The 25,710-nt window shown below is 64.7% G+C and carries 21 protein-coding genes; 5 read left to right on the forward strand and 16 right to left on the reverse strand.

Translation table 11 applies throughout. The features are described from left to right. Nucleotides 1-64 precede the first annotated feature (64 nt). The gene (locus FB466_RS02465) at nt 65-1,279 is read right to left on the reverse strand and encodes an NADP-dependent isocitrate dehydrogenase (protein ID WP_141915560.1); all 1,215 of its coding nucleotides are present in this window, start codon (nt 1,277-1,279) and stop codon (nt 65-67) included. Nucleotides 1,280-1,519: 240 nt separating this feature from the next. Between FB466_RS02465 and FB466_RS02470 the strand changes: the two genes are divergently transcribed. After that, nucleotides 1,520-1,990 carry a GNAT family N-acetyltransferase gene (locus FB466_RS02470; protein ID WP_141915562.1) on the forward strand — a complete coding sequence of 157 codons (471 nt, stop codon included), beginning with the start codon at nt 1,520-1,522 and terminating at the stop codon, nt 1,988-1,990. A gap of 7 nt (nt 1,991-1,997) precedes the next feature. Continuing rightward, nucleotides 1,998-2,312 carry an MGMT family protein gene (locus tag FB466_RS02475; protein ID WP_246054498.1) on the forward strand — a complete coding sequence of 105 codons (315 nt, stop codon included), beginning with the start codon at nt 1,998-2,000 and terminating at the stop codon, nt 2,310-2,312. Here FB466_RS02475 and FB466_RS02480 read toward each other — a convergent pair. From FB466_RS02480 to sucC, 7 genes are all read right to left on the reverse strand, one after another. Then, nucleotides 2,309-3,109 carry a VOC family protein gene (locus tag FB466_RS02480; RefSeq protein ID WP_141915565.1) on the reverse strand — a complete coding sequence of 267 codons (801 nt, stop codon included), beginning with the start codon at nt 3,107-3,109 and terminating at the stop codon, nt 2,309-2,311. The two genes, FB466_RS02475 and FB466_RS02480, sit on opposite strands and share 4 nt — an antisense overlap. Nucleotides 3,110-3,272: 163 nt before the next feature. After that, entirely contained in the window at nt 3,273-4,853 is a 1,581-nt protein-coding gene (gene purH / locus FB466_RS02485; RefSeq protein WP_141915567.1) for a bifunctional phosphoribosylaminoimidazolecarboxamide formyltransferase/IMP cyclohydrolase, read from the reverse strand. Further along, complete coding sequence (gene purN, locus FB466_RS02490) at nt 4,853-5,443, reverse strand: phosphoribosylglycinamide formyltransferase (protein WP_141916777.1); 591 nt, start codon at nt 5,441-5,443, stop codon at nt 4,853-4,855. The genes purH and purN overlap by 1 nt, the downstream gene beginning before the upstream one ends. A gap of 9 nt (nt 5,444-5,452) precedes the next feature. Next, nucleotides 5,453-7,201, reverse strand: a complete 1,749-nt coding sequence (locus FB466_RS02495; RefSeq protein WP_141915568.1) for a cell division protein PerM — start codon at nt 7,199-7,201, stop codon at nt 5,453-5,455. Nucleotides 7,202-7,324: 123 nt separating this feature from the next. After that, nucleotides 7,325-8,455: a hypothetical protein gene (locus FB466_RS02500; protein WP_141915570.1), complete on the reverse strand. Its 1,131-nt coding sequence runs from the start codon at nt 8,453-8,455 to the stop codon at nt 7,325-7,327. Between the two features lie 255 nt (nt 8,456-8,710). After that, on the reverse strand, nt 8,711-9,601 hold the full coding sequence (sucD, locus tag FB466_RS02505) for a succinate--CoA ligase subunit alpha (protein WP_141915572.1): 891 nt from the start codon (nt 9,599-9,601) through the stop codon (nt 8,711-8,713). Between the two features lie 14 nt (nt 9,602-9,615). Then, nucleotides 9,616-10,779, reverse strand: coding sequence for an ADP-forming succinate--CoA ligase subunit beta (sucC, locus tag FB466_RS02510; protein ID WP_141916779.1), 1,164 nt, complete (start codon nt 10,777-10,779; stop codon nt 9,616-9,618). A 396-nt stretch (nt 10,780-11,175) separates the two neighbouring features. Between sucC and FB466_RS02515 the strand changes: the two genes are divergently transcribed. Continuing rightward, nucleotides 11,176-12,390 (forward strand): coiled-coil domain-containing protein, encoded by a 1,215-nt coding sequence (locus FB466_RS02515; protein WP_141915573.1) that lies wholly within the window; start codon nt 11,176-11,178, stop codon nt 12,388-12,390. Between the two features lie 27 nt (nt 12,391-12,417). Here FB466_RS02515 and FB466_RS02520 read toward each other — a convergent pair whose 3' ends face one another. Both FB466_RS02520 and FB466_RS02525 read right to left on the reverse strand, forming a co-directional pair. Then, nucleotides 12,418-15,018: an ATP-dependent helicase gene (locus tag FB466_RS02520; RefSeq protein WP_246054499.1), complete on the reverse strand. Its 2,601-nt coding sequence runs from the start codon at nt 15,016-15,018 to the stop codon at nt 12,418-12,420. A 57-nt stretch (nt 15,019-15,075) separates the two neighbouring features. After that, on the reverse strand, nt 15,076-16,101 hold the full coding sequence (locus tag FB466_RS02525) for a glycerophosphodiester phosphodiesterase family protein (RefSeq protein WP_141915576.1): 1,026 nt from the start codon (nt 16,099-16,101) through the stop codon (nt 15,076-15,078). Nucleotides 16,102-16,206: 105 nt separating this feature from the next. On the opposite strand from FB466_RS02525, the gene FB466_RS02530 reads away from it, so the two are divergent. Both FB466_RS02530 and FB466_RS02535 read left to right on the forward strand, forming a co-directional pair. Continuing rightward, a complete protein-coding gene (locus FB466_RS02530; RefSeq protein WP_141915578.1) occupies nt 16,207-17,073 on the forward strand; it encodes a Bax inhibitor-1/YccA family protein in 867 nt (288 codons plus the stop codon). A 60-nt stretch (nt 17,074-17,133) separates the two neighbouring features. After that, nucleotides 17,134-19,371 (forward strand): DUF4190 domain-containing protein, encoded by a 2,238-nt coding sequence (locus FB466_RS02535; protein WP_141915579.1) that lies wholly within the window; start codon nt 17,134-17,136, stop codon nt 19,369-19,371. 69 nt (nt 19,372-19,440) lie between these two features. Here FB466_RS02535 and guaA read toward each other — a convergent pair whose 3' ends face one another. From guaA to FB466_RS02565, 6 genes are all read right to left on the reverse strand, one after another. Then, nucleotides 19,441-21,081 (reverse strand): glutamine-hydrolyzing GMP synthase, encoded by a 1,641-nt coding sequence (gene guaA, locus FB466_RS02540; RefSeq protein WP_141915581.1) that lies wholly within the window; start codon nt 21,079-21,081, stop codon nt 19,441-19,443. Then, nucleotides 21,023-21,502 carry a DUF3817 domain-containing protein gene (locus FB466_RS02545; protein WP_141915582.1) on the reverse strand — a complete coding sequence of 160 codons (480 nt, stop codon included), beginning with the start codon at nt 21,500-21,502 and terminating at the stop codon, nt 21,023-21,025. Before FB466_RS02545 ends, guaA begins: the two co-directional genes overlap by 59 nt. 5 nt (nt 21,503-21,507) lie before the next feature. Continuing rightward, a complete protein-coding gene (locus FB466_RS02550; RefSeq protein WP_246054500.1) occupies nt 21,508-22,368 on the reverse strand; it encodes an SURF1 family protein in 861 nt (286 codons plus the stop codon). Further along, nucleotides 22,331-23,935: a cation:proton antiporter gene (locus FB466_RS02555; protein ID WP_425460886.1), complete on the reverse strand. Its 1,605-nt coding sequence runs from the start codon at nt 23,933-23,935 to the stop codon at nt 22,331-22,333. Before FB466_RS02555 ends, FB466_RS02550 begins: the two co-directional genes overlap by 38 nt. Beyond that, nucleotides 23,919-24,455: a cation:proton antiporter regulatory subunit gene (locus FB466_RS02560; RefSeq protein ID WP_141915584.1), complete on the reverse strand. Its 537-nt coding sequence runs from the start codon at nt 24,453-24,455 to the stop codon at nt 23,919-23,921. The genes FB466_RS02555 and FB466_RS02560 overlap by 17 nt, the downstream gene beginning before the upstream one ends. Nucleotides 24,456-24,529: 74 nt before the next feature. Next, a complete protein-coding gene (locus tag FB466_RS02565; protein ID WP_141915586.1) occupies nt 24,530-25,639 on the reverse strand; it encodes a GuaB3 family IMP dehydrogenase-related protein in 1,110 nt (369 codons plus the stop codon). Nucleotides 25,640-25,710 lie beyond the last annotated feature (71 nt).

Genomic DNA, 25,710 nt, shown 5'->3' on the forward strand with positions numbered 1-25,710 from the left:
GTAAGAGTGGGGGTCGGATGCGCGGCGGCGCATCCGACCCCCACGGGGTTCTGGCGGGGACGCCCTACGCCAGGCGCGCCTTCAGGTTGGCGGAGAGGGTCTCCAGGAACTCCTCCGTGGTCTGGTAGGGCTGGTCCGGGCCAACGAGGAGGGCGAGATCTTTGGTCATCTTGCCGCTCTCGACGGTCGTGATGACCACATCCTCCAGGGTGTTGGCAAACTCGATGAGTTCCTGGTTGCCGTCAAGCGTGCCGCGGTGGATGAGACCGCGGGTCCACGCATAGATCGAGGCAATGGGGTTGGTCGAGGTGGGCTTGCCCTGCTGGTGCTGGCGGTAGTGCCGGGTAACGGTGCCGTGCGCGGCCTCAGCCTCCACCACTTTGCCGTCCGGCGTGGCCAGCACGGAGGTCATCAGACCAAGCGAGCCGAAGCCCTGCGCCACCGTGTCCGACTGCACATCGCCGTCGTAGTTCTTGCAGGCCCAGACGTATCCACCCTCCCACTTCATCGCCGAGGCGACCATATCGTCGATCAGGCGGTGCTCGTAGGTGAGACCGGCGGCGTCAAACCGCTCCTTGAACTCGGCGTCAAAGATCTCCTGGAAGATGTCTTTAAACCGACCGTCGTAGGCCTTGAGGATGGTGTTCTTGGTGGACAGGTACACCGGGTAGTTACGCGACAGGCCGTAGTTGAGCGAGGCGCGCGCAAAGTCGCGGATGGAGGAGTCGAGGTTGTACTGAACCTGGGCAATACCGTCGCTGGGTGCCTGGTACACCTCAAACTTGAGGGGTTCGGAGCCGTCCTCGGGCGCAAACTCAACGGTGAGCTTACCCGGTCCCTGAAAACGGAAGTCGGTGGCGCGATACTGGTCACCAAACGCGTGACGACCCACAATGATCGGCTTGTTCCAGCCGGGCACCAGGCGCGGAATATTCGAGATAATGATGGGCTCACGGAAAATCACGCCGCCCAGGATGTTACGGATGGTCCCATTGGGCGACTTCCACATCTTCTTCAGGCCAAACTCCTCCACCCGCGCCTCGTCGGGTGTGATGGTGGCGCACTTCACGCCAACGCCGTGCTTCTGGATGGCGTGGGCGGCATCAATAGTGATCTGGTCGTCCGTCTCGTCACGCTTCTGAATGCCGAGATCGTAGTATTCGAGGGTGATATCGAGGTAGGGGTGGATGAGCGATTCTTTAATGAACTGCCAGATGATACGAGTCATCTCGTCGCCGTCGAGCTCAACGACGGTGCCTTCAACCTTGATCTTGGACATGGAACTCCCGTTACCTTGGTGGCGTCTCAGTTGTGTATCGTTGGCCTACCACGTGCGGGGGCTGCACCGAGACGCGAGCGGATTGTGGTGGGCAGATACGCCCGCACCGAGTCTACTAGCCGCGGGGGCCAGCGCTGAAACCTGCCGCCCCGCCACCGCGGGCGTCTCGGGTACCCGCAGAGCACCTCCGGTACCACAGAGGGATGACGTCAGCCGCTCTTTGGCGATAGCCTAAGCAGTATGAGCGAGCTGAGATTTGAAGAACTATCCGCCGCAACGATTGTTGCCGTGAACGCCCTCACTCTCAAGCCCGGCCAGGAGCAGTACATTGTTCCTGTCTCCTATGGAGCCGCCGCGGCCGTGAGCAACCCCGCCACCGCGTGGCAGCGTGTCGTCCTGGAGGGTGACAGTGTGGTGGGATTCATCCACGGAAACTTCGATGCCGAGAACCACCAAGAAGAATTCCGCTGCTGCCTGTGGCGCATCAACGTGGATGCGGATGCCCAGGGTAAGGGAGTCGGTAAGTTTGCCCTCGCCGGCCTGGCCGCCGAGGCACGCGCCCGCAACTTCGACCGCCTCACCGTGCTCTGGGAGCGTGGGGATGACGGACCCGAGGAATTCTTCCTGCGCGTGGGTTTCACCCCCATCGGCGAGACCACCTACGGAGAGGTCATCGGCGCGCTCGATCTGAATTCGGCGCACGCCCACTAGGCACGGCGTGCGCGACTTTGTCTCCGAGGTGTTGGATGTCGTCAGCCAGATCCCGCCCGGCCGCGCCATGAGCTACGGCAGCATCGCGGCCACCCTCGGCTCCCGCGCAGCCCGGCAGGTGGGCACGATTATGGCCCGCTACGGCGCTACCGTGCCCTGGTGGCGGGTGGTGCGAGCCGATGGCCGGTCGGCCGCGAATCACGAGGAGAGGGCCCTCGCCCACTACCGGGCGGAGGGCACCCCCTTGCTGTTCTCCGCAACCGGAGACTCCTACCGGGTAAATATGCGCCTCGCGGCATACACCGTCGATACTCCCAATTAACCCCTGTGCGCTAGTCGCCAGCAGAATCCGTCAGGATCGGTAAACTGCGCCGAGTACCCGCCCTGCTCCGTCTCCTCTGCCGCAATAACGTCCCGGCCGCCGGCCGAGACCGCGGCCGCGAGAAGGGCGTCCACCTCGGCACGGGTTTCAGCACACCGGGTAAATACCGGCGGGCTGAGGCTGTCGCCCTGCTCGCCAACCCCCACATCCTTCGCGAGGGCCCGGCGCGGCATCAGACCTAACCGGCCCGACCCGGGGGCCGGAACAAAATCGCTGTACGTGCGGCCATAGTTCCGATCAACGGTCATCCCGAGAGCCCGGTAGAACGCCTGGGAGGCTTTCGGATCGGCGACGCCCAAGAGCACCGCGGTCTCGGTCGGCACCGGGGGCCGCGCCGCGGGGCCAGTATCCTTCTTGGTTGGGGCCGACACCTTCCAGAGTGCACCGTCCGGGGCGCGGAAGGTGGCCGAAAACCCGCCGAAGAATCCTTTCTGAGCCGGTTTGAGCACGGTCGCCCCGTTCCGAAGGGCCGCCTCCAGCAGCAGTTCGACCTCCCCGGGCTGAGGAACAATATACGACACGATAAAGCCGGGAAAGCCTGTGGCGACAGATTCGGCACCCCGCTCCGCTCCCGGCCGCTCATCCGAGGACAGGGCCACCCGCCCGGTACCGTGCATATCGAGGGTGGTACCGGCACTGTCTTCGGTGACATCGGGTGAGAGTACCGCGGTGTAGAACGCTCGTGCGGCGCTCACCTCCGGTACGGCGAGCGTGATGCGATCAAGTGAGAGTGTCATGGTGCCTCCTCGGCGTCCTGGAGTCTGGGTAGAGATCTTCTGGGCATCCGGCAGCGGCGCGGTGGCCCATACAGCCCCGCGGGATGCCCGTACCCCACCAGGCTAGCCGCCCCCGGATATCCGCACTTCTCGAATCCTGACCGATCCGGCCAGACACAATGGTCTAGTGGAAGAAGTGTCGCTCGGTGGCGAAGTACATACTCACGCCGGCCTCACGGGCAGCCGCGATCACCTCCGGGTCGCGGACGGACCCGCCGGGCTGTACGACGGCCTTCACCCCGGCATCCAGCAGTACCTGAAGGCCATCGGCGAAGGGGAAGTAGGCGTCCGAGGCGGCGACCGAACCTGCCGCGCGTTCACCGGCGCGGGTGACCGCGAGGTGGCAGGAGTCAACGCGGTTGACCTGCCCCATACCCACGCCCACCGAGGCACCTCCGTGGGCGAGCAGGATGGCGTTGGACTTCACGGAGCGGCAGGCGGTCCAGGCAAACTCCAGGTCAGCCAGGGTTTCAGCGTCTACCTCCGCGCCAGAAACGAGTGTCCACGGTACCTCCGCACGACTCGACACCACATCGGAGCTTTGGGCCAGGAACCCGCCGGAAATCTGGCGCACCTCCACCGAGGGGCGGGTGTACCCCTCGGGCAGTTGCAGTAGGCGCAGGTTCTTCTTGGACTTAAGCACGGTCAACGCGTCGGCATCGAAGGCGGGGGCCACGAGCACCTCGGTGAAGATCTCCTGCACGGTCTCGGCCATCGCGAGGGTCACAGGGCGGTTGGCCGCGATCACACCGCCGAAGGCCGAGGTGGGGTCGCAGTCGTGGGCACGGCGGTGGGCCGAGGCAATCGCGTCGGGAGCCTTGGGCGCGGCCACCGCGACGCCACACGGGTTGGCGTGCTTGACGATGGCCACGGCGGGCTGGGTGAAGTCGAAGGCGGCGCGCAGGGCGGCATCCGCATCCACGTAGTTGTTGTAGGACATCTCCTTACCGTGCAGCAGCGTGGCCTGGGCGATCCCCGACCCCCCGCTGACCGCGTAGAGCGCCGCATCCTGGTGCGAGTTTTCGCCGTAACGCAGCTCGGAGACGAGCGTAGCGTTGACCGACAGGGTGGGGGCGGCGTTGGCAACCGAGAACCACTCGGCGACGGCCGAGTCGTAGGATGCCGTGTGACCAAACGCCTCCGCGGCCAGCCCGGTGCGCTGCTCCAGGGTGGTCCCCCCGGTGGCCAGGGCCGCAACAATCTCGGGGTAACGCGTGGGCGACACCACAATCGCCACATTGGCGTGGTTCTTCGCGGCGGCTCGCACGAGGGCCGGTCCGCCGATGTCGATCTGCTCGATCACCTCGGCGGGGGCGGCCCCGGAGAGAACCGTCTCCCGGAACGGGTACAGGTTGACCACGACGAGATCAAACGCCTTAATATCGAGCTCACTCAACTGCTGCTGATGCGATTCGAGGCGCAGATCGGCGAGAATACCGGCGTGTACCCCTGGATGCAGGGTTTTCACGCGGCCATCAAGCGACTCGGGGAACCCGGTAATCTCGCTCACCTCGGTGACAGCGTGGCCGGCCTCCCGAATCGTGGCGGCCGTTGAGCCCGTCGAGACGAGCTCAACACCAGCGGCCGACAGCGCGGCGGCCAGCTCCGTGAGGCCCGTCTTGTCGCTCACCGAGATGAGTGCGCGCGTGACGGGCACGGCGTCGCGGTGGGTGTACAGGGTGGGGTCGTGTGCGGGGTTGGCCATTATGCGCTGAGCTCCTCAAGGTTGATCTGTCCGGTGGCAATGTCTCGGACGGTGGCCACGAGCATGTCCCGCTCCACCGTCTTGATACGTTCATGCAGGGTATGTTCGGTATCCGCTGGGTCGATGTCCACCGCGTGCTGGCGGATGATCGGCCCCGTATCGACGCCCTCGTCGATGATGTGCACGGTGGCCCCCGTGACGGTTGCACCGTCGGCGAGCGCATCGCGTACGGCGTGTGCTCCGGGGTAACGGGGCAGCAGGGCGGGGTGGGTGTTGATCAGACGCGGGGTGAGCCGGGCGACAACATCCGCGGGCAGGATGCGCATGAAGCCTGCGCTGACCACCAGGTCGGGGGTCCACTGCGTGATCTGGGCCAGCAGCTCACGGCCCCACTCCTCACGGCTGTGAAACGCGCGCGGGTCAACCAGGAAATAGGGAATGCCGTACTCCTCGGCGTGGGCCAGGCCGTCGGCCTCGTTATCGGCCCCCACCGCGACCACGCGGGCGGGGAACTCCGGGGAGGAGCAGGCCTCCAGCAGGGCGCGCAGGTTAGAACCGCTGCCAGAAATCAGCACAACGAGAGAAATCACCATCTGAGCCTACTCCCGTTCGGGCCAGCGGTAGTCATCAATCACATCGTCGATGTTGAGTTCCTCGGTCTGCCCATAGCGCGGGATGCCGCCGGTTTCAGCATCCCGCTGACGGCGTTCCCGCTCGCGCGCTTCGGCCTCGGGGCTCTCCGCCGTCTGGCGCACGCCGCGGCCCGCCTCGCCCAGGGGTACGGTCTCGGCGTCGCCGGAGCCGACCAGCCCGCCCGATGGCGTCGAAGACGGACGCTTCGGTGCCGACGCATCAGGGTCGGGGTGCACGAAACGCTCCTCAGTTACGTGAAAGACGGAGTCCCGGACCCGGGCCAGCCAAGCGATCACGACGCGCGCGCGGGGCGACGCGGTATCCGGTGCAGAAATATCCGGCACCTCAGGATCCGGCACGGGAGCATCCGGAGCTCCCGCCCGCGCTGGCGTGCGCTCCGCCCGCAACCGACCGGCCCGCGCGGTGACACGCTGGGAGACCGCAGCCCACCCGCTCGCGATTCGCTCACCCGACAGGTCGATCTCGACCCGCGCGGCCCGCGCGCCTGCGGCGGCCATGAGGGAGCCCAGGAGGCTCGCCAGCGCCACAACCGTCGCGGTCCAGCCCATCACGGCCCAGCCGCTCGGACCCACCTCCTGTAACCGATCCGGACCAATCGCCCCGGCCGATACCCCGGCCGCACAGCCCAGGAGGGCACCGGCAACGCCACCCGTCACCGCCGCGCCCAGGGGCAGCAGCCAGAGCGGCACCCGGTTACCCCACGGCTCACACAGTGCACCGCAGAGTCGATAGCTGAGGGTACACCCGAGCAGGAGCGGAACGACCAGCCCCACGAGACCCCACGAATGCGCCCCCTCGGGCAGGACGCCCAGCAGCGGAAAGGCGGGAAGCGGGCCCACATGCGTGGCAACGGGGCTCACCGCCGTGCCGACACCCACCGCGAACCCCGGCCCGACCAGCCAGGATGCCGTCCAAATAATCGCGTTGGGGAGCAACGCCGCCTGAGCCAGGGCGAGGCCCAGGCTCCCCCACAGGGTGACATGTAGCCCCTGACTCAGGGCGATAATCGAGCCGTAGTTCAGTACCAGCATGACCGTGAGCAGTGCCGCAGCCACCCCCAGGATGCCCACGGCAGCCACCGCGCCGCCCCGCGCCGCGACACCCAACGAGCGCATCACCGGGCCCCACAACCACGAAGCTTTCTCACGGAGAACCCGCGCAATCCGCTCCACAGGGGGCGTTGACGACCCGAGAGAGTCGGCGACAAAGCCGCCCAGCATCCCGAGCCCGTAGACCAGCACGGGCCGGAAGATATACCCGGGTGCCGTGACGGACACACTTCCGGTGACCGTCTGTGAACCGAGCAGCCACGAGCCGATACCAAAAACCACGAGCGCCGTGCCGACCCCGAGAAACGGGGTGGATGACCGGGCCGCGCGGCGGCCAAGGGCCACCCCGCAGACCACCGTAATAACGGTGATGCCGAGCGGTGCGAGAGATAGGAGAAATGCGAGTGGCTCGCTCCCCAGACCGAGGGCAGTCATCGCGTCGGCGGGTACGGTGACGGCAACGGGCACGAGGTGCGCCAGCATCCAGGCGGACGCGGAAATGCCCAGGGCAGTACTGAAGGGAAAATCGAGTTCGTAGTCGATCATCCAGATGAGGGTCAGCGGGATGAGGGTGACGCCCAGACCGGCAGCCAGGACACCGACCGCCTCGATGGCGACCACGATGGCGGTAATAAGTCGTTTCATGTGTTTACGAGGGTACCCCGACTTGGTGAGCCCCGACCCGCGACACGGGGTCCCCGGGGTGAGCTCAGAACGCACTCTGCCCGGATGCCGTGGGCATCCGGGCAGAGCGTCACCGAGTGTGGCTTAGCGGAGAGCGGACCGGCGACGCAGCGACACGACAGCGAGCGATACGCCACCCGTCACGAGGGCAGCGGCGGCGGCGTACACGACACCCTGGTCTGCCCCCGTGACGGCCAGTACCGTGCTCGCGGACGCGGACGCGGACGCGACCTCGATCGCGGTGGTTGACCAGTAGTACCCGCTGGGGCTCTGGAACCTGATGTGATGCACACCCGCCGCGACCGTCGCGGGAATCGCCACGACGGCGTTGACGGCACCGGCAGCATCCGCGGTTGCCGTGCCGAGCAGGACAGGCGTGGAGTGCAGCCAGATCTCGACGCTCTCACCAACCGCAAAAACACCGACGGGGGCACTGACAGCCACCCGCGCACCGGCCGTGGTGGCATCCGTCTCGGTGGACACGGGCGGGGTGGAGGTTGCACCATCGCCCGGGACAACCGCGTCGAGGGTCGGTGTCGGCGGGGCCAGTGTCGGGGCGGGGGTGGTTGGTTCGGCTGTCGGCTCAACCGTCGGCTCAACCGTGGGCTCGGGGCTCGGCGGTGTCGGCACCGTCACGGGCTGCGGGGTGAAAACGTAGTGGGTGCCGTGCGCGTCGAACGAACGCACCACCGCGGTCTGACCCTCGTCAACAAAAAAGCCATAACCAATAATCAGGTAGCTGCCCATCTGGGCAACGAAGTCCGCGAGGGGAGCCTCGGCCAGCTGGCCGTAGCTGCCGAGTGCGCGGCTGGTGGTCCACAGACCGCTATCGTCCCCCACACGATAGTGCAGCGTCGTGAAGTTTTTGCCGTCGTTATAGAAAACGGGTACCTGAACAAATACCTCCCCCGTGGCATCACTGTCGAGGCTCGCGGCGAAGTCGGGCAGGGATGCGGTGATCGCGGCGGTGCCCTTCAGGATCTGCACCTTGCCCGTCAGAGCGAGCCCATCCGGCGTAGACGTATAGGTTCCCGCGGCACCAGCGCCCTCGTGCCAACCCAGGTATGTGGTCTCGTCCGGACGGATAGTGGCATCCGTTACGTACTCGACCGGAGTGGTGCCCGATTCGGCCAGGGCAGCCGAGCCGCCGAGAGCCAATCCGGAGAGGGTGAGCGCCGCCGCAATTGCGACCCCCACAATCCTTGTGAACATCATGATTAAATCCCCCTAATACATAGAATTATGCAAAAAAAGAGGGAGACATGAATCACGACTCCCTCGACACAAAACAATCATTCACAGATTATCGGGAAACTAACAGAAAACATAAACGAAAAGGTCAGACTGATGTGGATACTTCATCATTTTTAGTGTGTTTACTAGGCGCTCAGCTTTCATACCGTTTTGATAACACAAGCGCCGCCCCTCCCCAGGAGAGACGGCGCTAATGTCGCGATGGTTGCTGACTTTTTACAGCGCAGCGTAGACCTCACGCAAGAGGCGGGCAGCCTCGCTGGGCGTCTTACCCACCTTCACACCGGCCGCCTCCAGCGCCTCTTTCTTGGCCTGAGCCGTTCCTGCAGAGCCGGACACAATGGCACCCGCATGGCCCATGGTCTTACCCTCGGGAGCGGTGAACCCGGCCACATAGCCGACAACAGGCTTCGTCACATTGGCCTTAATGAATTCCGCCGCACGCTCCTCAGCGTCGCCGCCAATCTCACCAATCATGACGATGGCCTTCGTCTCGGGGTCGGCCTCAAACGCCCTGAGGGCGTCAATGTGGGTCGTCCCGATGATGGGGTCACCGCCGATACCGATTGCGGTCGAGAAGCCCAGATCGCGCAACTCAAACATCATCTGGTAGGTGAGGGTGCCCGACTTCGAGACGAGGCCGATCGGTCCCTTACGCGTGATGTTGTTGGGGGTGATCCCCACGAGCGACTCACCGGGGGTGATAATGCCGGGGCAGTTGGGGCCGATGATGCGGGTCTTATTGCCCTTCTCCTGGGCGTAGGCCCAGAACTCGGCGGAATCCTGCACGGGAACGCCCTCGGTGATGATCACCAGGAGGGGGATTTCGGCGTCAATCGCCTCAATCACAGCATCCTTGGTGAAGGCCGGGGGTACAAACGCGATCGAGACATCCGCGCCCGTCGCCGTGATGGCCTCCGCAACCGTGCCAAACACGGGCAGTTCCACCCCACCCTCGTGCGAGACGGTCGTTCCGGCCTTACGGGCGTTCACGCCGCCGACAATCTGGGTGCCCGCCTTGAGCATGAGTGCGGTGTGCTTGGTGCCCTCGCCGCCCGTAATGCCCTGGACGATGACCTTGGAGTCTTTGTTCAGAAAAATAGCCATGTCAAAATCCTTCTTTACTGTGCGGCCAGCGCGGCGGCCTTGTCGGCACCGTCATCCATCGAGGTGGCCAGGGTGATGAGCGGGTGGTTGGCGGCGGACAGGATCAGGCGGCCCTCCTCCACCTTGTTGCCGTCCAGGCGGACAACGAGCGGCTTGGTCGCGGCGTCGCCCAGGATCTCCAGGGCCTGCACAATTCCGTTAGCCACGGCATCGCAGGCCGTAATCCCACCGAAAACGTTCACAAAAACGCTCTTCACCTGTGCATCGCCGAGGATCACATCGAGGCCGTTCGCCATCACCTCAGCGGATGCTCCACCACCGATATCAAGGAAGTTGGCCGGCTTCACGCCGTTGTGCTTCTCACCCGCGTAGGCGACAACATCGAGCGTGGACATCACGAGGCCGGCACCGTTGCCGATGATACCCACCTGGCCGTCAAGCTTGACGTAGTTGAGATCAAACTGCTTGGCCTTGGCCTCCAGCGGGTCGGCCGCGGTTTTGTCCTCGAGCGCCTCATGGTTGGTGTGGCGGAAACCGGCGTTCTCATCGAGCGAGACCTTACCGTCGAGCGCAATGATGTCGCCCTCCTCGGTGAGCACGAGCGGATTAACCTCCACAAGTGTGGCATCCTCACCCGTGTACACGGCGTAGAGCTTTACGAAGGTGGGAGCAACCTTGTCAATCAGATCCTCCGGGAACTTGGCGGCAATCGCAATCTCACGCGCCTTCGCGAGGTCAATGCCCTCGTTGGCGTTGACCTCAACGCGGGCCAGCGCCTCGGGGCGCTCGACGGCGAGCTGCTCAATCTCCATACCTCCCTCGTAGCTCGAGAGGGACAGGTAGGAACGGTTGGCGCGGTCAAGCAGCACGGAGAAGTAGAACTCCTGCGCGATGCGGGCACCACCGGCAACCATCACACGCTTCACCACGTGGCCCTTGATGTCGAGGCCCAGAATGGCCTGCGCCGCCGCAAACGCCTCCTCCGGGTTTTTGGCTACCTTGACGCCACCGGCCTTGCCGCGGCCACCCACCTTCACCTGCGCCTTGACGACGACAACGCCGCCCAGCTTCTCGGCTGCGGCTCGCGCCTCGTCGGGGGTGTCGGCGATGATGCCGGGAAGGACCGGCACCTCGTAACTTTCAAATAGGTCTCGTGCCTGGTACTCGTAAAGATCCACGCTCATCCAATCCGTGATCTTGCGCTCCGCAGTAACGGTGGTGCGGCAGCGCACTAATATGTCGGGGTCACGGTGCCCGCGCCGACAGAGAGGCCGGGGCGCGAACCGCGTGTACAACACTACCCCTTGCGCACAGCCCCGCCCGCCGCGCCGCCCTCAGGGTCGCCACCGCGGGCAACGGAACGCGGCGAGAGATGGCCCGCGGGCCCCACCCTGCCCCAACGCACAGCCGTAATATTTTTCCCCGAGAATGTCCTGAGCGGGACGCCCCGAAGCGATTCGCTCACAGACGTGGTCGCCTAGCGAGGTTTCCCCGCCGACGCCAACCCTCTCGTTGTTGCCCCTGACCCGCGATTCCTCAGTTGTGCCGCGGCAACGGTGTTAACCTAGGGGCCTATGGGTATTTTCACTCGGCATCACCGATCCGGCACGGCACGAGCACTGGCCATCACGCTCGCCGCGCCCCTGTTGCTCTGCACGCTGATGGCGGCCCCGGCGCACGCCGACGACTCCCCCAGTTGGGACGACGTCCTCGCTGCCCGCGGCAACGTCACCCAAACCCAAAAACTGATCACCACGCTCGAGGGCAACCTGAACGCGCTACAGGCCACCGCCGCTACGAAGGGCGATGAGGCGGTCGCAGCCTCCCTCGCCGATGCGCAGGCCCAGGCGAGCCTCGACACCATCACGGCGCGCACGCAGACGCTCACCGAGCAACTCGCGGCCGCTGAGAGCTCGGCCAACGACGCGATCAGCGGAGCCAGTTCCGCCGTCGCGAGCCTCTACCGGAGCAACATCTCCGGCAGCAGCACCGCAGAACTCCTCACCAACAGCAGCCCCGACGACTTACTCGCCCGTCTCACTTCGCTCGACCGACTTTCGCTGCGCAACTCACAGCTCGCCGAACGGGCCGAGCAGGGCCAGAACACGGTATCCGCCCTCACCGAGCAGGCACATACCGCCCGAACCGAGCAGCAAAAACTGACCGAAGAGGCGGATGCCTCAGCCCGGGACGCCGAGCAGGCCAGCCGGGACGCAGACGCCGCCGTTGCCGTGGTCCAGCAGCAACAAGGCGAACTGTACGCCAAACTGGCAACCCTCAAGAACACCTCGGCGACGGTGGAACAGGACTACCGCGAAGCCGAGGCCGCGCGCCTCGCCTACGAGGAGCAGCAGCGCCAGGCGGAGGCCGCGGCAGTAGCAGCTCGCCGTGCCGCCCAGCAGGGTTCCGGCGGGGTCGGCACGGGCGGCGGTGTGATCGCACCGCCCATCGTGAACAGCCCAGCCCCGAGCGGCGTTGACAACAGCCCGGCGGGGGCACAGGCCTACGCCTCTGGGCAGGTGGCGGCCCGCGGCTGGGGAAGCGCCCAGTTCCACTGCCTCGTCAGTCTCTGGACGCGCGAGTCTAGCTGGAGTTACACGGCCACCAACGCATCGAGCGGGGCCTACGGCATCCCGCAGTCCCTGCCGGGGGCCAAGATGGCCTCGGCCGGAGCGGATTGGCGCACCAATTCACAGACTCAAATCATCTGGGGCCTCGGCTACATCACGGGGCGCTACGGCACCCCGTGCGGGGCCTGGGCGCACTCTCAGGCGCTCGGCTGGTACTAGTTCCCGGGGGCGTCCATCCCCCGTCGGCTAGCTCTCCGCGTCGGCGCTCGCCTCGGTACTCCCTGAACCAATTCCGTCTGAATCAGTTCCGTCTGAATCAGTTCCGTCTGAATCAGTGCTGACCTTGGTGATCGGAGCAATTTTAATCAGGATCTTCTTGGGCCCCACCTCCTCAAAATCGACGTGCGCAATGCGCTTCGTTCCCACACCCGTAACGGCGCTCACCACCCCGGGGCCGTAGTCGCTGTGCTCCACCCGATCCCCCGCCGCCAACTCCAGATCACCGTTATCCTGAACGCTGCCGAGGATGGTGTTGGGGAAGGCGGACTCACCGCCGCTGCGCTGCGCTGCGGCTTTCGCCCGCTTCGCCTCACGCCACTTCTGTAGGCTGCTCGTCATATTGCCCGAGGCTGGCTCGGACACCGCCGCGGAGGACCCACCCCGGAAACCCACCGAACTCGACGAGGGCTCATTCGACCGCCGCGAGTAGCCGCCGTGGCCGCCGCCCGGTCCGCCGCGCTGGGCGTTAAGCGCCCGCGGCTGTGTACCCTCCCGGCTCGTCACCATGCCCGGCGACTGCTTCCAGGAGATCAACTCCGGCGGGATCTCCTGCAAAAACCGGCTGGGCAGCGCAACGGATATCTCACCGTACTGGGCCCGGGTCATCGCGAGCGAGAGGAACAGTTTCTCGCGCGCACGGGTGATGCCCACGTAGAAGAGACGACGCTCCTCGGAGGGCCCGCCCGCCTCATCGGCCGACATCTGGTGGGGCAGCAATCCCTCTTCCACACCCGTGATGAAGACCGCACGATATTCCAGGCCCTTGGCGGTGTGCAGGGTCATCAGCGAGACCGTGCCGCTCGTATCGTCGAGGTCGTCGGCCGCCGCAACGAGTGAGACCTCGGTGAGGAAATCGACGAGCCCGCTCTCGGGGTTATTCCGGCTGAACTCGCGGGTCACGGCCAGCAACTCGTCCACGTTCTCGGCCCGCGCCTCATCCTGGGGGTCTTTGCTCGCGCGCAGGATGTCCAGATAGCCGGTCTCCGTGAGGATGTAGTTGAGGATGTCGCTCACCGCCGTGGGCTTCTGCCCCTCCGCGGTCAGCGCCATACTCGTGGCGTGGTCCAGGATGCCCGAGAGCGTCAGGATCGACCCGCGCACCTTCGGCCCATACCCCAACTCGGCCGCGCGCCGCATCGCGTCGCGAAACGAAATCTCCTGCCCCTCCGCAAATGCGGCGAGCTGCGCCTCCGTCATGGGCCCGATTCCACGCTTGGGCGAGTTCAGGATGCGCCGCAGAGCGTACTCGTCAAATGGATTCGCCACGGTAATGAGGTACGCAATCGCATCCTTGATCTCGGCCCGCTCATAAAACTTGGTGCCGCCCAGCACCCGATACGGAATCGCCTCCCGAATAAAAATCTCTTCCAGCGCACGCGTCTGAGCATTGGTGCGGTAGAACACCGCCATATCTTTATAGCCCACACCATCCCGATGCAGATCCTCGATCTCATCGGCGATGAAACGCGCCTCGTCGTGACCGGAGTAGCCCGTGAACCCCACGATCTTCTCGCCCTCACCCAGGCCAGTCCAGAGATTCTTCGCTTTGCGGTCAAAGTTGTTCGAGATCACAGCGTTGGCCGCGCTCAGGATGTTCTGGGTGGAGCGGTAGTTCTGCTCCAACATGACGACCTCGGCCCCCGGATAGTCGCGCTCAAACTCGGTAATATTGCGGATATCCGCCCCGCGAAACGCGTAGATTGACTGGTCCGAGTCGCCCACAACCGTGAGACCGGCCCCCGGGATGGAGCCATCCTCGGCAACCTCCCGCGGGGCATACTCAAATGTCGCGGCTGCGACGACCTCGGGCTCGACCGGCCGGGTCAGCTCACGAATAAGCGCGTATTGCGCATGGTTGGTGTCCTGGTACTCGTCTACCAGGATGTGCCGGAACCGGCGCTGATAGAGCGCGGCCACCTCGGGAAAAGCCCGAAACAGAAACACCACCTGGCCGATGAGATCGTCAAAATCAAACGCATGAGCCCGCGCCAGTTCCTTCGAGTAACGCCGAAAAACCTCAAGAAATGCCTGCTCACGAGGATCATTCGCGCTCGCACTACGGGCAAACGCATCCACGTCTGTCAGCTCGTTTTTGAGCTTGGAAATACGGCTCGCGGTACCCGCCGGGGTGAGTCCCAGGTGGTCAAGATCAAGGTCCTTAATAATGCGTTTGAGTAGCGCACGCGAATCGGCCGAGTCATAGATAGTGAAGCTCTTCACGTAGCCAAAGCGTTCGGCCTCACGACGCAGAATGCGCACACACGCCGAGTGGAATGTAGAGATCCACATACCCTCGGCTGCCTGCCCGAGCAGCTGTTCCACCCGCTCACGCATCTCGGCGGCCGCTTTATTGGTGAATGTGATGGCCAGAATCTGGCTGGGCCAGGCCTCCCGAGACCGGATCAGGCTCGCGATGCGGTGGGTGAGCACCCGCGTCTTACCCGAGCCTGCCCCGGCCACAATCAGCAGCGCCGGGCCACGATACTCAACGGCCCTCGCCTGCTCCGGATTGAGCCCGGCCAGTAGGTCGTCGGAGGAGGAGTCACTAAAGATGGGAGGCAACGTCATGGTGCCCACCAGTCTACGTGCCACCCCCGACATCCGAGCGGTGCCCGGCAGCCCCCGCTAACGCCGCAGCGCCGCTACCAGATCGGGGTGATCGCAGAAAACCCCGTCAACCCCCGACCTGAGGATCAGCCCAAACTCACCCTGCCAATCGCCCCACTGCACCGGATCGCTACCCAGGCGAAAATTCTTGCTCAGATAGGTGTTTTCGGGACGTAACGTCCAGGTAAAAATCGTGAGTCCTGCCGCGTGGGCCCGCTCCACGAGAGCATTCGTACCGTCACCCGCCGCGAATTCACCCCGCCGAAGCAGTAGGCTTTTGGGCACGCTCACACCGTCAACCGGCGGATAGCCCTCGGAGCCCGCCGCAAGCTCCGCAAGCCCCGCCGCGGTTACCCAGTGGGAGAACGGCCGGGCAGTGCCGCCCAGCCGGGCCACATCATCCGCGGGAGACCCCGAAGCCTCGACCAGAAAAACCAGGCGGGCCGGGACACCTCGCTCGCGCAGCTGCCCGAGCACACGCCTCTCAAACGACTCCACAATCACACGCTGAGCACACTCTCCCCACCCCGCCGATTGGATCTCACGCGCGAAAAGTTCACCGAGCGGCAACCCCAGCGAATCAAAGTAGGTGGCGTGCTTAATTTCGGCCACGAGCAGCACGCGCCGACCGCGAGCCTCGTGCGCATCGAGAATGCTCAACAGGTCACGCAGACGCAGGATGGGCGAACGCCCATCACACGCCGCACTCTCCGGACGAGCCTCCCCCAGCCGCTCTCGTGTGCGCAGGGTGGCCAACTCGGCCCAGGTAAAGTCCTCGGTAAACCATCCCGTCTGCACGGTACCGTCAATCACCCTGGTGGTACGGCGGTCGGCGAACTCGCGGCGACCGGCGACATCGGTCGTATCGGCAATATTGTTCTCATGCCGGATGACCAGGATGCCGTCGCGCGTCGCCACAATATCCGGCTCAACCGCATCCGCCCCCAGTTCAATGGCCAGTTCGTAGGCCTCACGCGTGTGCTCCGGGCGGTAGCCGGAGGCCCCCCGATGGCCGATGATGAGGAGTGACGGGGTGGCTGACACGCAGTCACCATAACATCGTGCACCCTCCCGCAGTACATTCCCAGGCCTTCTCTACTACGATGTACAGGAATAACAATCCGCCGACCTTGAAAGCGAACGACACCCATGGCGCTTGATAACCCCGCCTTCTCACGCAATCCCGCGCTGAGCGGCAGCTCAAACACCAATCGCACGCTGAGCGCGGATGAGCTTAACCGCATCTATTCGCAACCCGCCGCCACTCTGAACCGCCCCGGCATTGACCAGCCCGCCGTTCAGCCCACGGCCCCGCAGAACCCGTTTGCCGGGTCGAGCGACCCCATGACCTACGACGATACGATCGCCAAAACGGCCGGCCTCTTCGCCATCCTGATCGCCTTCGCCGTTGTCGGCTGGATGGTTCCCGTCATCGCCTTCCCTGCCGCTATCGCCGGCTTCGTGGTGGGGCTGATCGCCTCGTTCAAGAAGGTGCCCTCTGTTCCCCTGTATGTCGCCTATGCGGCCCTTGAGGGTCTCTTCGTCGGCGGTATCTCCAACTTCTTTGAGGGCCAGTGGTCAGGAATCGTTGTCCAGGCCGTCCTCGGCACCCTCTCGGTGTTTGCGGTTATGCTCCTGCTGTTCCGCAGCGGCAAAGTGCGCACCTCCGCCAAGGCCACCAAGGTTGTCCTGATCGCGATGGGCGGCTACGCGCTGTTCTCGCTGCTCAACTTTGGCATGATGATGTTCAACGTTCCCGGGTTCCAGACCATGTTCGGTGCCCGTGACCAGGTCATCCCCGGCACCGGTATCCCTTTTGGTATCGTGCTCGGCCTGCTGGCCGTATGCCTGGCCGCCTACTGCCTCGTGATGGACTTCGAGTACATCAAGAACGGTGTTGAGGCGCGCGCGCCCCGCGTTTACGGTTGGACCGGAGCGTTTGGTCTCCTGGTCACGCTCGTGTGGCTGTACCTTGAAATCCTGCGCATCATCGCCATTCTGCGTGGCAACGACTAAATTCTTCTAGCCCCCCACTACATGCGGCCCCCGTCGCATTTTCCTCCAGAGGAGCCGCTTGTGAGTATCACAGCAGAACAGGCCCGAATCCTGCTCAGCAGCCCCGCGACGTCGGCAGAGGAGCTTGCCGATATCGCGTTTGCCCACCCGAACATGCGTGTCGCGATTGAGCGGCACCCCAATGTGTACCCCGGCCTGGTGGAGTGGCTTGCCGAATACGGTGAGCCGCTGGCTCCTGAACCGTTTAAAACGGAACCGTTTAAAACGGAACCGTTTAAAACGGAACCGTCTAAAACAGAACCCGCCACAACGGAGTCGTTGACGGCGGAACCGGTGGTAGACACCCCGGTAGACTCCCGACCGCAACGTGCCCCGCAGACGATCCCCGACAACGCGGAGACACTGGAGGTTCAGCGACTTCCCGCGCAGGTAACACCCCTCCCCCGCACCGCTCCGTCTGCGGAGAACGAAAGCTCCTCTACCCCGGCAGCACCGACGCTGGCCGCTCCCGCCCAGACCGCACCAACGCATGCTGTACCGACGCATGCCGCACCCCAGGACAACATCTCAGCCCCCAACCCTGGTGCTCACGCGACACCGCCCGCCACCGCGACACCGCTCACGCGACTGCCCACCGCGGCCCCGTCGGAACCGGCCGCGACGACACCCACACCATCCGCCAGCGCACCCAGCGCACCCTCTGCCGCGCCCGCGCCCAGCACGACACCAGCACCCGCGACCCCCACGAGCAGCACACCCATCGCACCGATGCCCGGCGGCATCAGCACGCCCTCCCACTCTGACCAGACGGTGCGCCCCACCACCGATGCCACCCCTGTCGCGCCCATTCCGGGTCTGGCCCCGCCGCTCCTCCCGGCACCGGGCGGCCTGACGCCCACGAGCAGCACCCCCATCGCACCGATGCCTGGGCACCTGCCACCGCGGGCCGAGTCCCCGTCCGCAGCGGTTCCCCCGGCACCAGTTGCACCGGCACCGCTGAACCCACCACCGATGAACCCTCCCTCCTCGGCTGCGCCTCACGCAGCCGCGCCTGGGATGCCCAGCAACCCCTCCCCCGCCGCCCCCACCGCACCGCGGCCGACTTCGGCACCGAGCAGCCCGGATGCACGTCGAAACCCTCGCACCACACCGCTGCCCACCGTCTCTGCTCCGACTCAGGCACCTCCGACTCAGGCACCTCCGACTCAGGCACCTCCGACTCAGGCACCCGCTGCGGCACCGTCCGCTCCGGCGCACCAGCCCTCTGCCCGGCAGGCCGCTGCCCCCCAGGTACCCGCACCACACACCTTGGCAGCACAGGCACCCGCGGCGCAGGTAAGCGGAGCACCCGCTGCCCCCCAGAAAGCCCCACCCACCGTTCCACCCGGAGCACCCGCCTCCACACCCGCCCAGGCTGTTCCGCCCGCCCCCGCCGCAGGGCCTCCGCTAACCCCACCACCTGCGCTCCCGCAGACCTCTCCACCTGTGGAACCCGCGCCCAGCTCACGCAGCGCAGCGGCGGGCCGCACCTCGGCCCATGCCACCCCCACGGACCGCAGCACACCCAGCGCCGGTTCCGCTGACCGGCCCGCGTCCGACCGCGGCACCACGGGGCGCGGCACCACGGCATCCGGCAGCAACGTCACGGGCAAAGCCCCCACCCGCGGGACCGTCGGCGGCTCTGCCACAGCCCCCTCCGGGCTGTCAGGCGGATCCTCCGATACCGACCACCTACAACCAACCGGCACGACCCCCGTGCCGCTTCCCAACGAGCGCCCCTCCAACGTGGTGCCCTTCAAAACCAACGACGGAAGCCGATTTGGCCGTCAGCAGCACCTCATTGAGGTGGACTCTCCCAGCGAACCGAGCGAGCCGCGCCCTTTTGGTGTTCGTCCCGATAGCCCATTCGGGCATCCGCCGGACGAGGACGAAAACGAGGCCTCCGGTCTGCAGCACAAGCCGAACATCCGGCCCGACTTCTCCAGCATCCCCAGTTTCAGCCCTGCCCTCGGTCTACAGGATCAGCCGCTCGTCGAGGAAACCTACGACCCCCGCGAATGGGAAGACTCCTACATTGGTATCCAAGGCCAGGAACCGCCGTACAGCATCTGGGCAATCGTCGCGATCATCTGCTGCATGAACATCCTCGGCGTGGTCTTTGGCTTCATCGCCAAGAGCAAAATCAGCCAGACCGGTGAGCGCGGCTGGAACCTCGCCCACTATGCCACCATCATCGGAGCCATCTGCACCGGTCTCACCGTCGTGGGACTGCTTCTCTACGTGCTGGTCCTTCGATAACCGCCATACAGTGACGGCCCGACCCCACTCACCGGTGGGATCGGGCCGTCGCTGTATGGGGAGGGGGAGCTACTCCCACTCAATCGTTCCAGGCGGCTTCGAGGTGACGTCAAGCACCACCCGATTCACGCCGGGCACCTGGTTGGTAATGCGGTTCGAGATCCGGGCAAGCACATCGTACGGCAGCCGCGTCCAATCGGCCGTCATGGCGTCCTCCGAGGACACCGGGCGCAGCACAATCGGGTGACCGTACGTGCGGCCATCCCCCTGCACACCCACCGAACGCACATCGGCGAGCAGCACCACCGGACACTGCCAGATCTCACCGTCGAGACCGGCTGCCGTCAACTCCTCGCGGGCAATAGCATCGGCGGCACGCAGCAGATCCAACCGCTCGGCCGTCACCTCACCCACGATTCGAATACCCAGACCCGGTCCGGGGAACGGCTGGCGTCCCACGATAGTCTCGGGTAGGCCCAACTCGCGGCCAATCGCACGAACCTCGTCCTTAAACAACGTGCGCAGGGGCTCAACAAGCTCAAAGGTAAGATCGTCGGGCAGTCCACCCACATTGTGGTGACTCTTAATGGTGGCCGTACCGCTTCCACCGCCCGATTCCACCACATCCGGGTAGAGGGTGCCCTGCACCAGGTACTTGATCGGGTCGCCATCAGCCTCCTGGGCCTCGGCGATGAGAGCAGCCTGAGCTTGCTCAAACGTGCGGATAAACTCGCGGCCGATGATCTTACGCTTCTGCTCCGGGTCGGTTACCCCGGCGAGGGCAGAGAGAAACTGTTCCTCAGCATCCACTGTGACCAGGCGCACGCCCGTGGCGGCCACGTAATCCTCCTCGACCTGACGGCGCTCATCCTGACGCAGCAGACCGTGGTCAACAAAAACGCACACCAGCTGGTCGCCCACGGCCTCGTGCACGAGGGCCGCCGCAACGGCCGAATCGACCCCGCCCGACAGACCGCAGATGACCTTACCCGTGCCCACCTGGGCACGAATGGCAGCCACCTGATCGGCAATCACATGACCGGGGTTCCAGTCCTCCGCGATACCGGCGGCGCGATGCAAGAAATTCTCCAACACACGCTGACCAAAGTCGGAGTGCTTCACCTCGGGATGCCACTGCACACCGTAGAACTGGCGAGCATCGTCGGCGAAGGCCGCAACCGGGGTGGCGTCCGTGCGGGCGAGCACGGTGAAGCCTGCGGGGGCCTCGGTCACCGAGTCGCCGTGGCTCATCCACACGTTCTGCTCGGACGACTGACCCGCCAGCAGGACGGCAGAGGTGTCGAGGAGAGTGGCATCCGTGGCCCCGTACTCGCTCGTACCGGTGTGGGCGACCGTGCCGCCCAGCGCGCGAGCCATGTCCTGAAAACCGTAACAGATGCCCAGCATGGGCACACCCAGCTCGTAGATGGCGGGGTCCAGGCTGGGGGCACCCTCGGCATAAACGCTCGCCGGACCGCCACTGAGCACGATGCCCACCGGGTTTTTGGCGGCCACCTCGGCGGCCGTGATGCTGTGCGGCACAATCTCGGAGTACACGCGTGCCTCGCGCACGCGGCGCGCGATCAGCTGGGCATATTGCGCACCAAAGTCAACAACAAGAACCGGACGCGGCCCGGATGAGAGGTGGGTGTTAATGGGATGCCTCCGCAGGGGTTTCGGTTGGGGTGATGGCGAGCGCCTCGCGCTCATCAAGGAAAGCGTTAACCTCGCGGGCCACACGCACCTCCATCACAAACGACAGGAAAGGAATGACACCGCCGAGGGCGATGAGGAGAAACTTGCTGAACGGCCAGCGCATCAGGCTCCAGAGCCGGAAATCACTGAATAGGTAGACCACATAAAACCAGCCGTGGGCGATCAGGATGCCCATGGACAGGTTGACCCCACTCGTCATCGTGCTCGTGAGGCCCGTGCCGTCGTCCAGCACCGCCTCCAAAGTGAGCAGACCGTTGGGACTGAACGCAAAAATCTCGTAGTGAAAAACGTACTTGAGAACCATCTCGAAGGTGAGCAATAGAAGCATCACACCCGTGATCACCGAGGTGACCTTATACAGCTTGACGGCCTGCCGAATACGCGGGTAGTCGGAGGGTTTGGGTTCTAAGGGCATGGCGACTAGTCTACCGGCTGCGGATCGCCGGGAGCACGGGCCGTCTCCTCCTCCGCCACGCGAATCAGCTCGCACTCACGCTCCCAACCGTCGCGGGCGAGGCGATACCAGAAGTAGATCGCAAACCCGCCAAAAACAACCCACTCCACGGCATAAAACAGGTTGAGCCAGTTGATAGATTCCTGCGGAAGTGGCGGGCCAGAATCAATCAGCTGGAGGCCCTCCAGCTGATCGTGTGAGACGAGGAATCCGTTGTAGACCGCGCCATCAACCGACTCCCAGAGGTTCGCAAGCTGCGCGGGGGCCATCGAGAGCACAGCAGAGGGATCGCCACCCTCCTGATCGGGCACCGCCGGACCCTCTGGCGGTTGGTAGCGACCGTTCACGCGCTCAGTGGTGGCGGGGGCTTCACGCAGGCGATCACGCACGACCTCGGCGGCCTCCTCGGTGGGAGTCCAGCCGAGGGCAACGGCCACATGAGCTGTCTCCCCCCCGGCGGGCACCAGCAGGTGGCCCACCACCCAGTATCCGTTCTTACCACCGTTGACGCGGTTACCGACGACGGAGAAGTCTGCGGGCACAAACTCACCCTCCACCCAGGCGGTGCGCCCGCCCACCGCCTCGGCCACCGGGATGCCAGGTTCGGTCAGCTCCGTGAGCGGGACGACCTTCTCGGCCAGGTCATCCTCAACCACCTGGTTGGTGATCGCAGACTCAAGCTGCCAGTTGGCAAGCCAGGCAAAGCCGCCCGCGACCGCGATCGCCAGCAGCAGCGCACCGATCCACTTGGGGCGGAGCAGGACGCGTCTCAGGGTGGGCAGTGAGGTACTAATAGTCGGGCTCCCGCTCTCGTTCTGGCCGCGCATCCCGCGGCGGTGCCTGGTCTGGCGTGGCGGGGGAGGTACCCGCCGGGGGTGTGTCGGTGGGTGGCGGGGCTTCCCGCGTGGCGCTGTCGGCCTCGGCGGCCCGGACAGCGGCGGAACGGTCGCGATCACGCGGGCGCGGCGGCGCATCCGTCAATCCGTCGTCGAGCAGCGGACGCGGCACCTCCCACGTGGCCGCTACAGGGATATCGATGGCCCCGCTGTGCCCGGCACTCTCTGCGGGATCCTCGGCGGTGACGTGTGACATCCGCTCCATAGCCGCCCGGATGGCGACCGAGTCGGCATCGTTCGTTGCCGCTTCAACGAGGTCAATCTCAGCCGCAATCATACGCGCACGGACCCGTTTCTTCGCGGCCGCGCGACGGCGCTCGCCCGGGAAAATGACACGGAAAATCTGGTCAGAGTAGACGACGATAACGGGACCCAGGACGGCCATAATCAGCACGTAGAGTCCCGCAAAAGGTTGGATACGCGAGTCGAGTCCCGCGCTCAACGAGAGCGTGGCGAGAATGAGCGCAAATTCGCCCCTGTTCTGCAGGATAACGCTCGTGTTGAAACCCTCGCGTACCCCAAACTTGTTCAGCCAGGCCACAAATTGCCCGGCCCCAAAGTTGAGCAGCAGGGTCATCACCACCGCGAGGAGCACGGGAGCAAGCACCGCGCCAAAATGGGTGGGGTTGAGGGTGAGGCCAAAGTTCAGGAAAAAGAACGCGCCAAAAACGTCGCGCAGGGGGATAGCGATCCGCTCGACCTTGGCGTGATACTTGGTGGCCCCGATGACGAGGCCGATCAGAAACGCACCAATAGCATCCGTGACCCCCAGCACCTCGCCAACACCGCCGAACGCAAATGCCAGACCGATGAAGAAGATCGTGAAAAGCTCATCATCCTTCGTGTCGAAGAGCTTGGAGACGAGTGTTCCCGCGTAGCGCGCGACGACAAACATCACCACCAGGAAGGTGAATGCGATCGCAAGCTTTCCGACAACCGACCACACCTCCGACTCGCCGCTCAGTACCACGGACACGATGGCCAGGTAGATCGCGATGAAAATATCTTCGACCACCGTGACCCCCAAAATCATGGGGGTCTCGCGGTTGGCGAGGCGATTCGTCTCGATGAGCATCTTGGTGACGATGGCGCTCGAGGAGGTGGCCGTCATCCCCGCGATAATGAGCGCCTCGCGAGTGCCCCACCCCACCCAGAAGCCAAAGGCCAGACCAACACCCATGTTGATCAGGATGTACGAACCGCCCGAGATGATGAGCTTGCCCGCGTTGCCAAAAAACTCGTCCTGATCAAACTCCAGCCCGAGGCTGAACAGCAACAGCACCAGCCCCATCACGGCGATCAAAGCAATGTTGTCCGAGGCAAAGCTGATCGGGAACCACGGAAAAAAGGGGCTAGAGAGAAGCCCCACAATCATGTAGATCGGGATGGCGGGCAGGCCGATTCGTTTACCCAGCCGCCCCAGAATGTAGGCGATAACGAAGATGAGCCCCACGTTGATCAGGTCGGGGCCGACATGCATCTCAGCCTGGCGGAACACCAATGGCTCCCGTCTTCGGCTTGGCGATCAGCTCACCGGTGCGGAAGAAGTTAAAAGCTTTGGCCACCTTCTCGGGGCTACCGGCCACCACGAGGGTATCGCCAGGGAAGACTCGGAAGTCGGGTGAGGGTGCAGGGTTGGCCGACTCACCGCGTACAACGGCCACGACAGTCAGGCCGATAATGCCGCGGTCGGCGAGTGAGCCCAGAGGCTGACCGGCAATATGATCCTCATAATCGACCGTGAACCAGTCAATGCTGAGACCGGGAACCTGATCAAGCGCCGACAGCGACTCGGTGATCTGCGTCCCTCCCAGCAGCTCGGCGAGGGTGTGCGCCTCATCCTCGCTCAGGCGAAGCGAGACCTTACTGGCCTCGGCCGTATCCTCCTCATCGGCAAAGGTGATGAGGTCGCTATGGCCCGAGCGGTGAGCAATCACGCCCACCTTGCCGCCATCATCGGTCACAAAGGTGTGCAATACACCCACGCCCGGAAGCTTGACCCGACGTACGTCAACCATGATTACTCCCCGTTCGGATTCTTGGCAGTGTCCACAATCTTACCCCGCCGAGGGGCATCTGAACGGTGGCGAACCTAGCGACCGCGCACCACAACCTCCACGCGCTGAAACTCTTTCAGATCGCTGTAGCCCGTCGTGGCCATCGAGCGGCGCAGTGCGCCGTGCAGATTGGACGTGCCATCCGCCACGTTGGCCGGGCCGTAGAGCAACTCAGAAAACGGCGCAACCGTTCCTACATGCACTCGGTTACCGCGCGGCAGGTCATCGTGGTAGGCCTCCTGGCCCCAGTGCCAGCCGCCGCCGGGGGCGTCTGTGGCGCGGGCCAGGGCGGTACCGAGCATCACGGCGTCGGCACCGCACGCGATGGCTTTCACGATATCGCCCGAACTGCCGAGGCCACCATCAGCGATGACATGCACGTAACGCCCACCCGACTCATCCAGGTAATCGCGGCGCGCACCGGCAACATCCGCAATGGCCGTTGCCATGGGTGCGTGGATACCGAGGGTGGCCTTGGTCGTGGAACTCGCCCCGCCACCGAAGCCGACAAGCACACCCGCGGCCCCCGTGCGCATCAGGTGCAGGGCCGCGGTATAGGTGGCGGCACCACCCACGATCACGGGAACATCCAACTCATAGATGAACTTCTTGAGGTTAAGCGGCGCGATCTCGGTAGAAACGTGCTCGGCCGAGACGGTGTTGCCTCGGATAATGAAGAGGTCAACGCCGGCCGCGACGACCGTCTCGTAGAGCTCCTGCGTGCGGTGCGGCGAGAGGGCACCGGCCACGGGAACGCCCGCGGCGCGAATCTCGGCCAGGCGGGCGGTGACGAGCTCGGGCTTGATCGACTCCGAGTAGATCTCGCGCATCCGCTGCGTTGCGCTCGTGACGGGGAGACGCTGGATTTCGTCCAAGAGGGGCTGTGGATCCTCGTAGCGGGTCCACAGGCCCTCCAAGTTGAGCACGCCCAGGCCGCCGAGCTGGCCGATCTGAATGGCGGTCTCCGGGGAGACTACCGAGTCCATCGGTGCGGCGATAAAAGGCGTATCGAATCGGAACGCGTCAATGCCCCACGAGGTTGAAACGACCTCGGGGTCGCGGGTGCGGCGACTGGGGACGATAGCAATATCGTCAAAACCATAGACTCGACGGGCGCGCTTGGCACGGCCAATTTCTATCTCCATACTCACTCTCACTACCCTACCTGGTCGCGGGCCCTCCGATCTCGGGAGAGAACGGAGGGCCCGCGGGCTGA

The organism is Klugiella xanthotipulae (assembly GCF_006716695.1).
Lineage (GTDB): Bacteria > Actinomycetota > Actinomycetes > Actinomycetales > Microbacteriaceae > Klugiella > Klugiella xanthotipulae.

Bases quoted from the DNA above. Each gene is read 5' to 3' on its own strand.
- FB466_RS02530 (WP_141915578.1), top strand. From the start codon at position 16,207: ATGGCGCTTGATAACCCCGCCTTCTCACGCAATCCCGCGCTGAGCGGC.
- sucD (WP_141915572.1), bottom strand. From the start codon at position 9,601: ATGGCTATTTTTCTGAACAAAGACTCCAAGGTCATCGTCCAGGGCATT.
- FB466_RS02470 (WP_141915562.1), top strand. From the start codon at position 1,520: ATGAGCGAGCTGAGATTTGAAGAACTATCCGCCGCAACGATTGTTGCC.
- FB466_RS02515 (WP_141915573.1), top strand. From the start codon at position 11,176: ATGGGTATTTTCACTCGGCATCACCGATCCGGCACGGCACGAGCACTG.
- FB466_RS02565 (WP_141915586.1), bottom strand. From the start codon at position 25,639: ATGGAGATAGAAATTGGCCGTGCCAAGCGCGCCCGTCGAGTCTATGGT.
- FB466_RS02560 (WP_141915584.1), bottom strand. From the start codon at position 24,455: ATGGTTGACGTACGTCGGGTCAAGCTTCCGGGCGTGGGTGTATTGCAC.
- FB466_RS02545 (WP_141915582.1), bottom strand. From the start codon at position 21,502: ATGCCCTTAGAACCCAAACCCTCCGACTACCCGCGTATTCGGCAGGCC.
- FB466_RS02495 (WP_141915568.1), bottom strand. From the start codon at position 7,201: ATGAAACGACTTATTACCGCCATCGTGGTCGCCATCGAGGCGGTCGGT.
- FB466_RS02465 (WP_141915560.1), bottom strand. From the start codon at position 1,279: ATGTCCAAGATCAAGGTTGAAGGCACCGTCGTTGAGCTCGACGGCGAC.
- FB466_RS02520 (WP_246054499.1), bottom strand. From the start codon at position 15,018: ATGACGTTGCCTCCCATCTTTAGTGACTCCTCCTCCGACGACCTACTG.
- guaA (WP_141915581.1), bottom strand. From the start codon at position 21,081: ATGAGCGCGAGGCGCTCGCCATCACCCCAACCGAAACCCCTGCGGAGG.
- purH (WP_141915567.1), bottom strand. From the start codon at position 4,853: ATGGCCAACCCCGCACACGACCCCACCCTGTACACCCACCGCGACGCC.
- FB466_RS02550 (WP_246054500.1), bottom strand. From the start codon at position 22,368: ATGCGCGGCCAGAACGAGAGCGGGAGCCCGACTATTAGTACCTCACTG.
- FB466_RS02500 (WP_141915570.1), bottom strand. From the start codon at position 8,455: ATGATGTTCACAAGGATTGTGGGGGTCGCAATTGCGGCGGCGCTCACC.
- FB466_RS02480 (WP_141915565.1), bottom strand. From the start codon at position 3,109: ATGACACTCTCACTTGATCGCATCACGCTCGCCGTACCGGAGGTGAGC.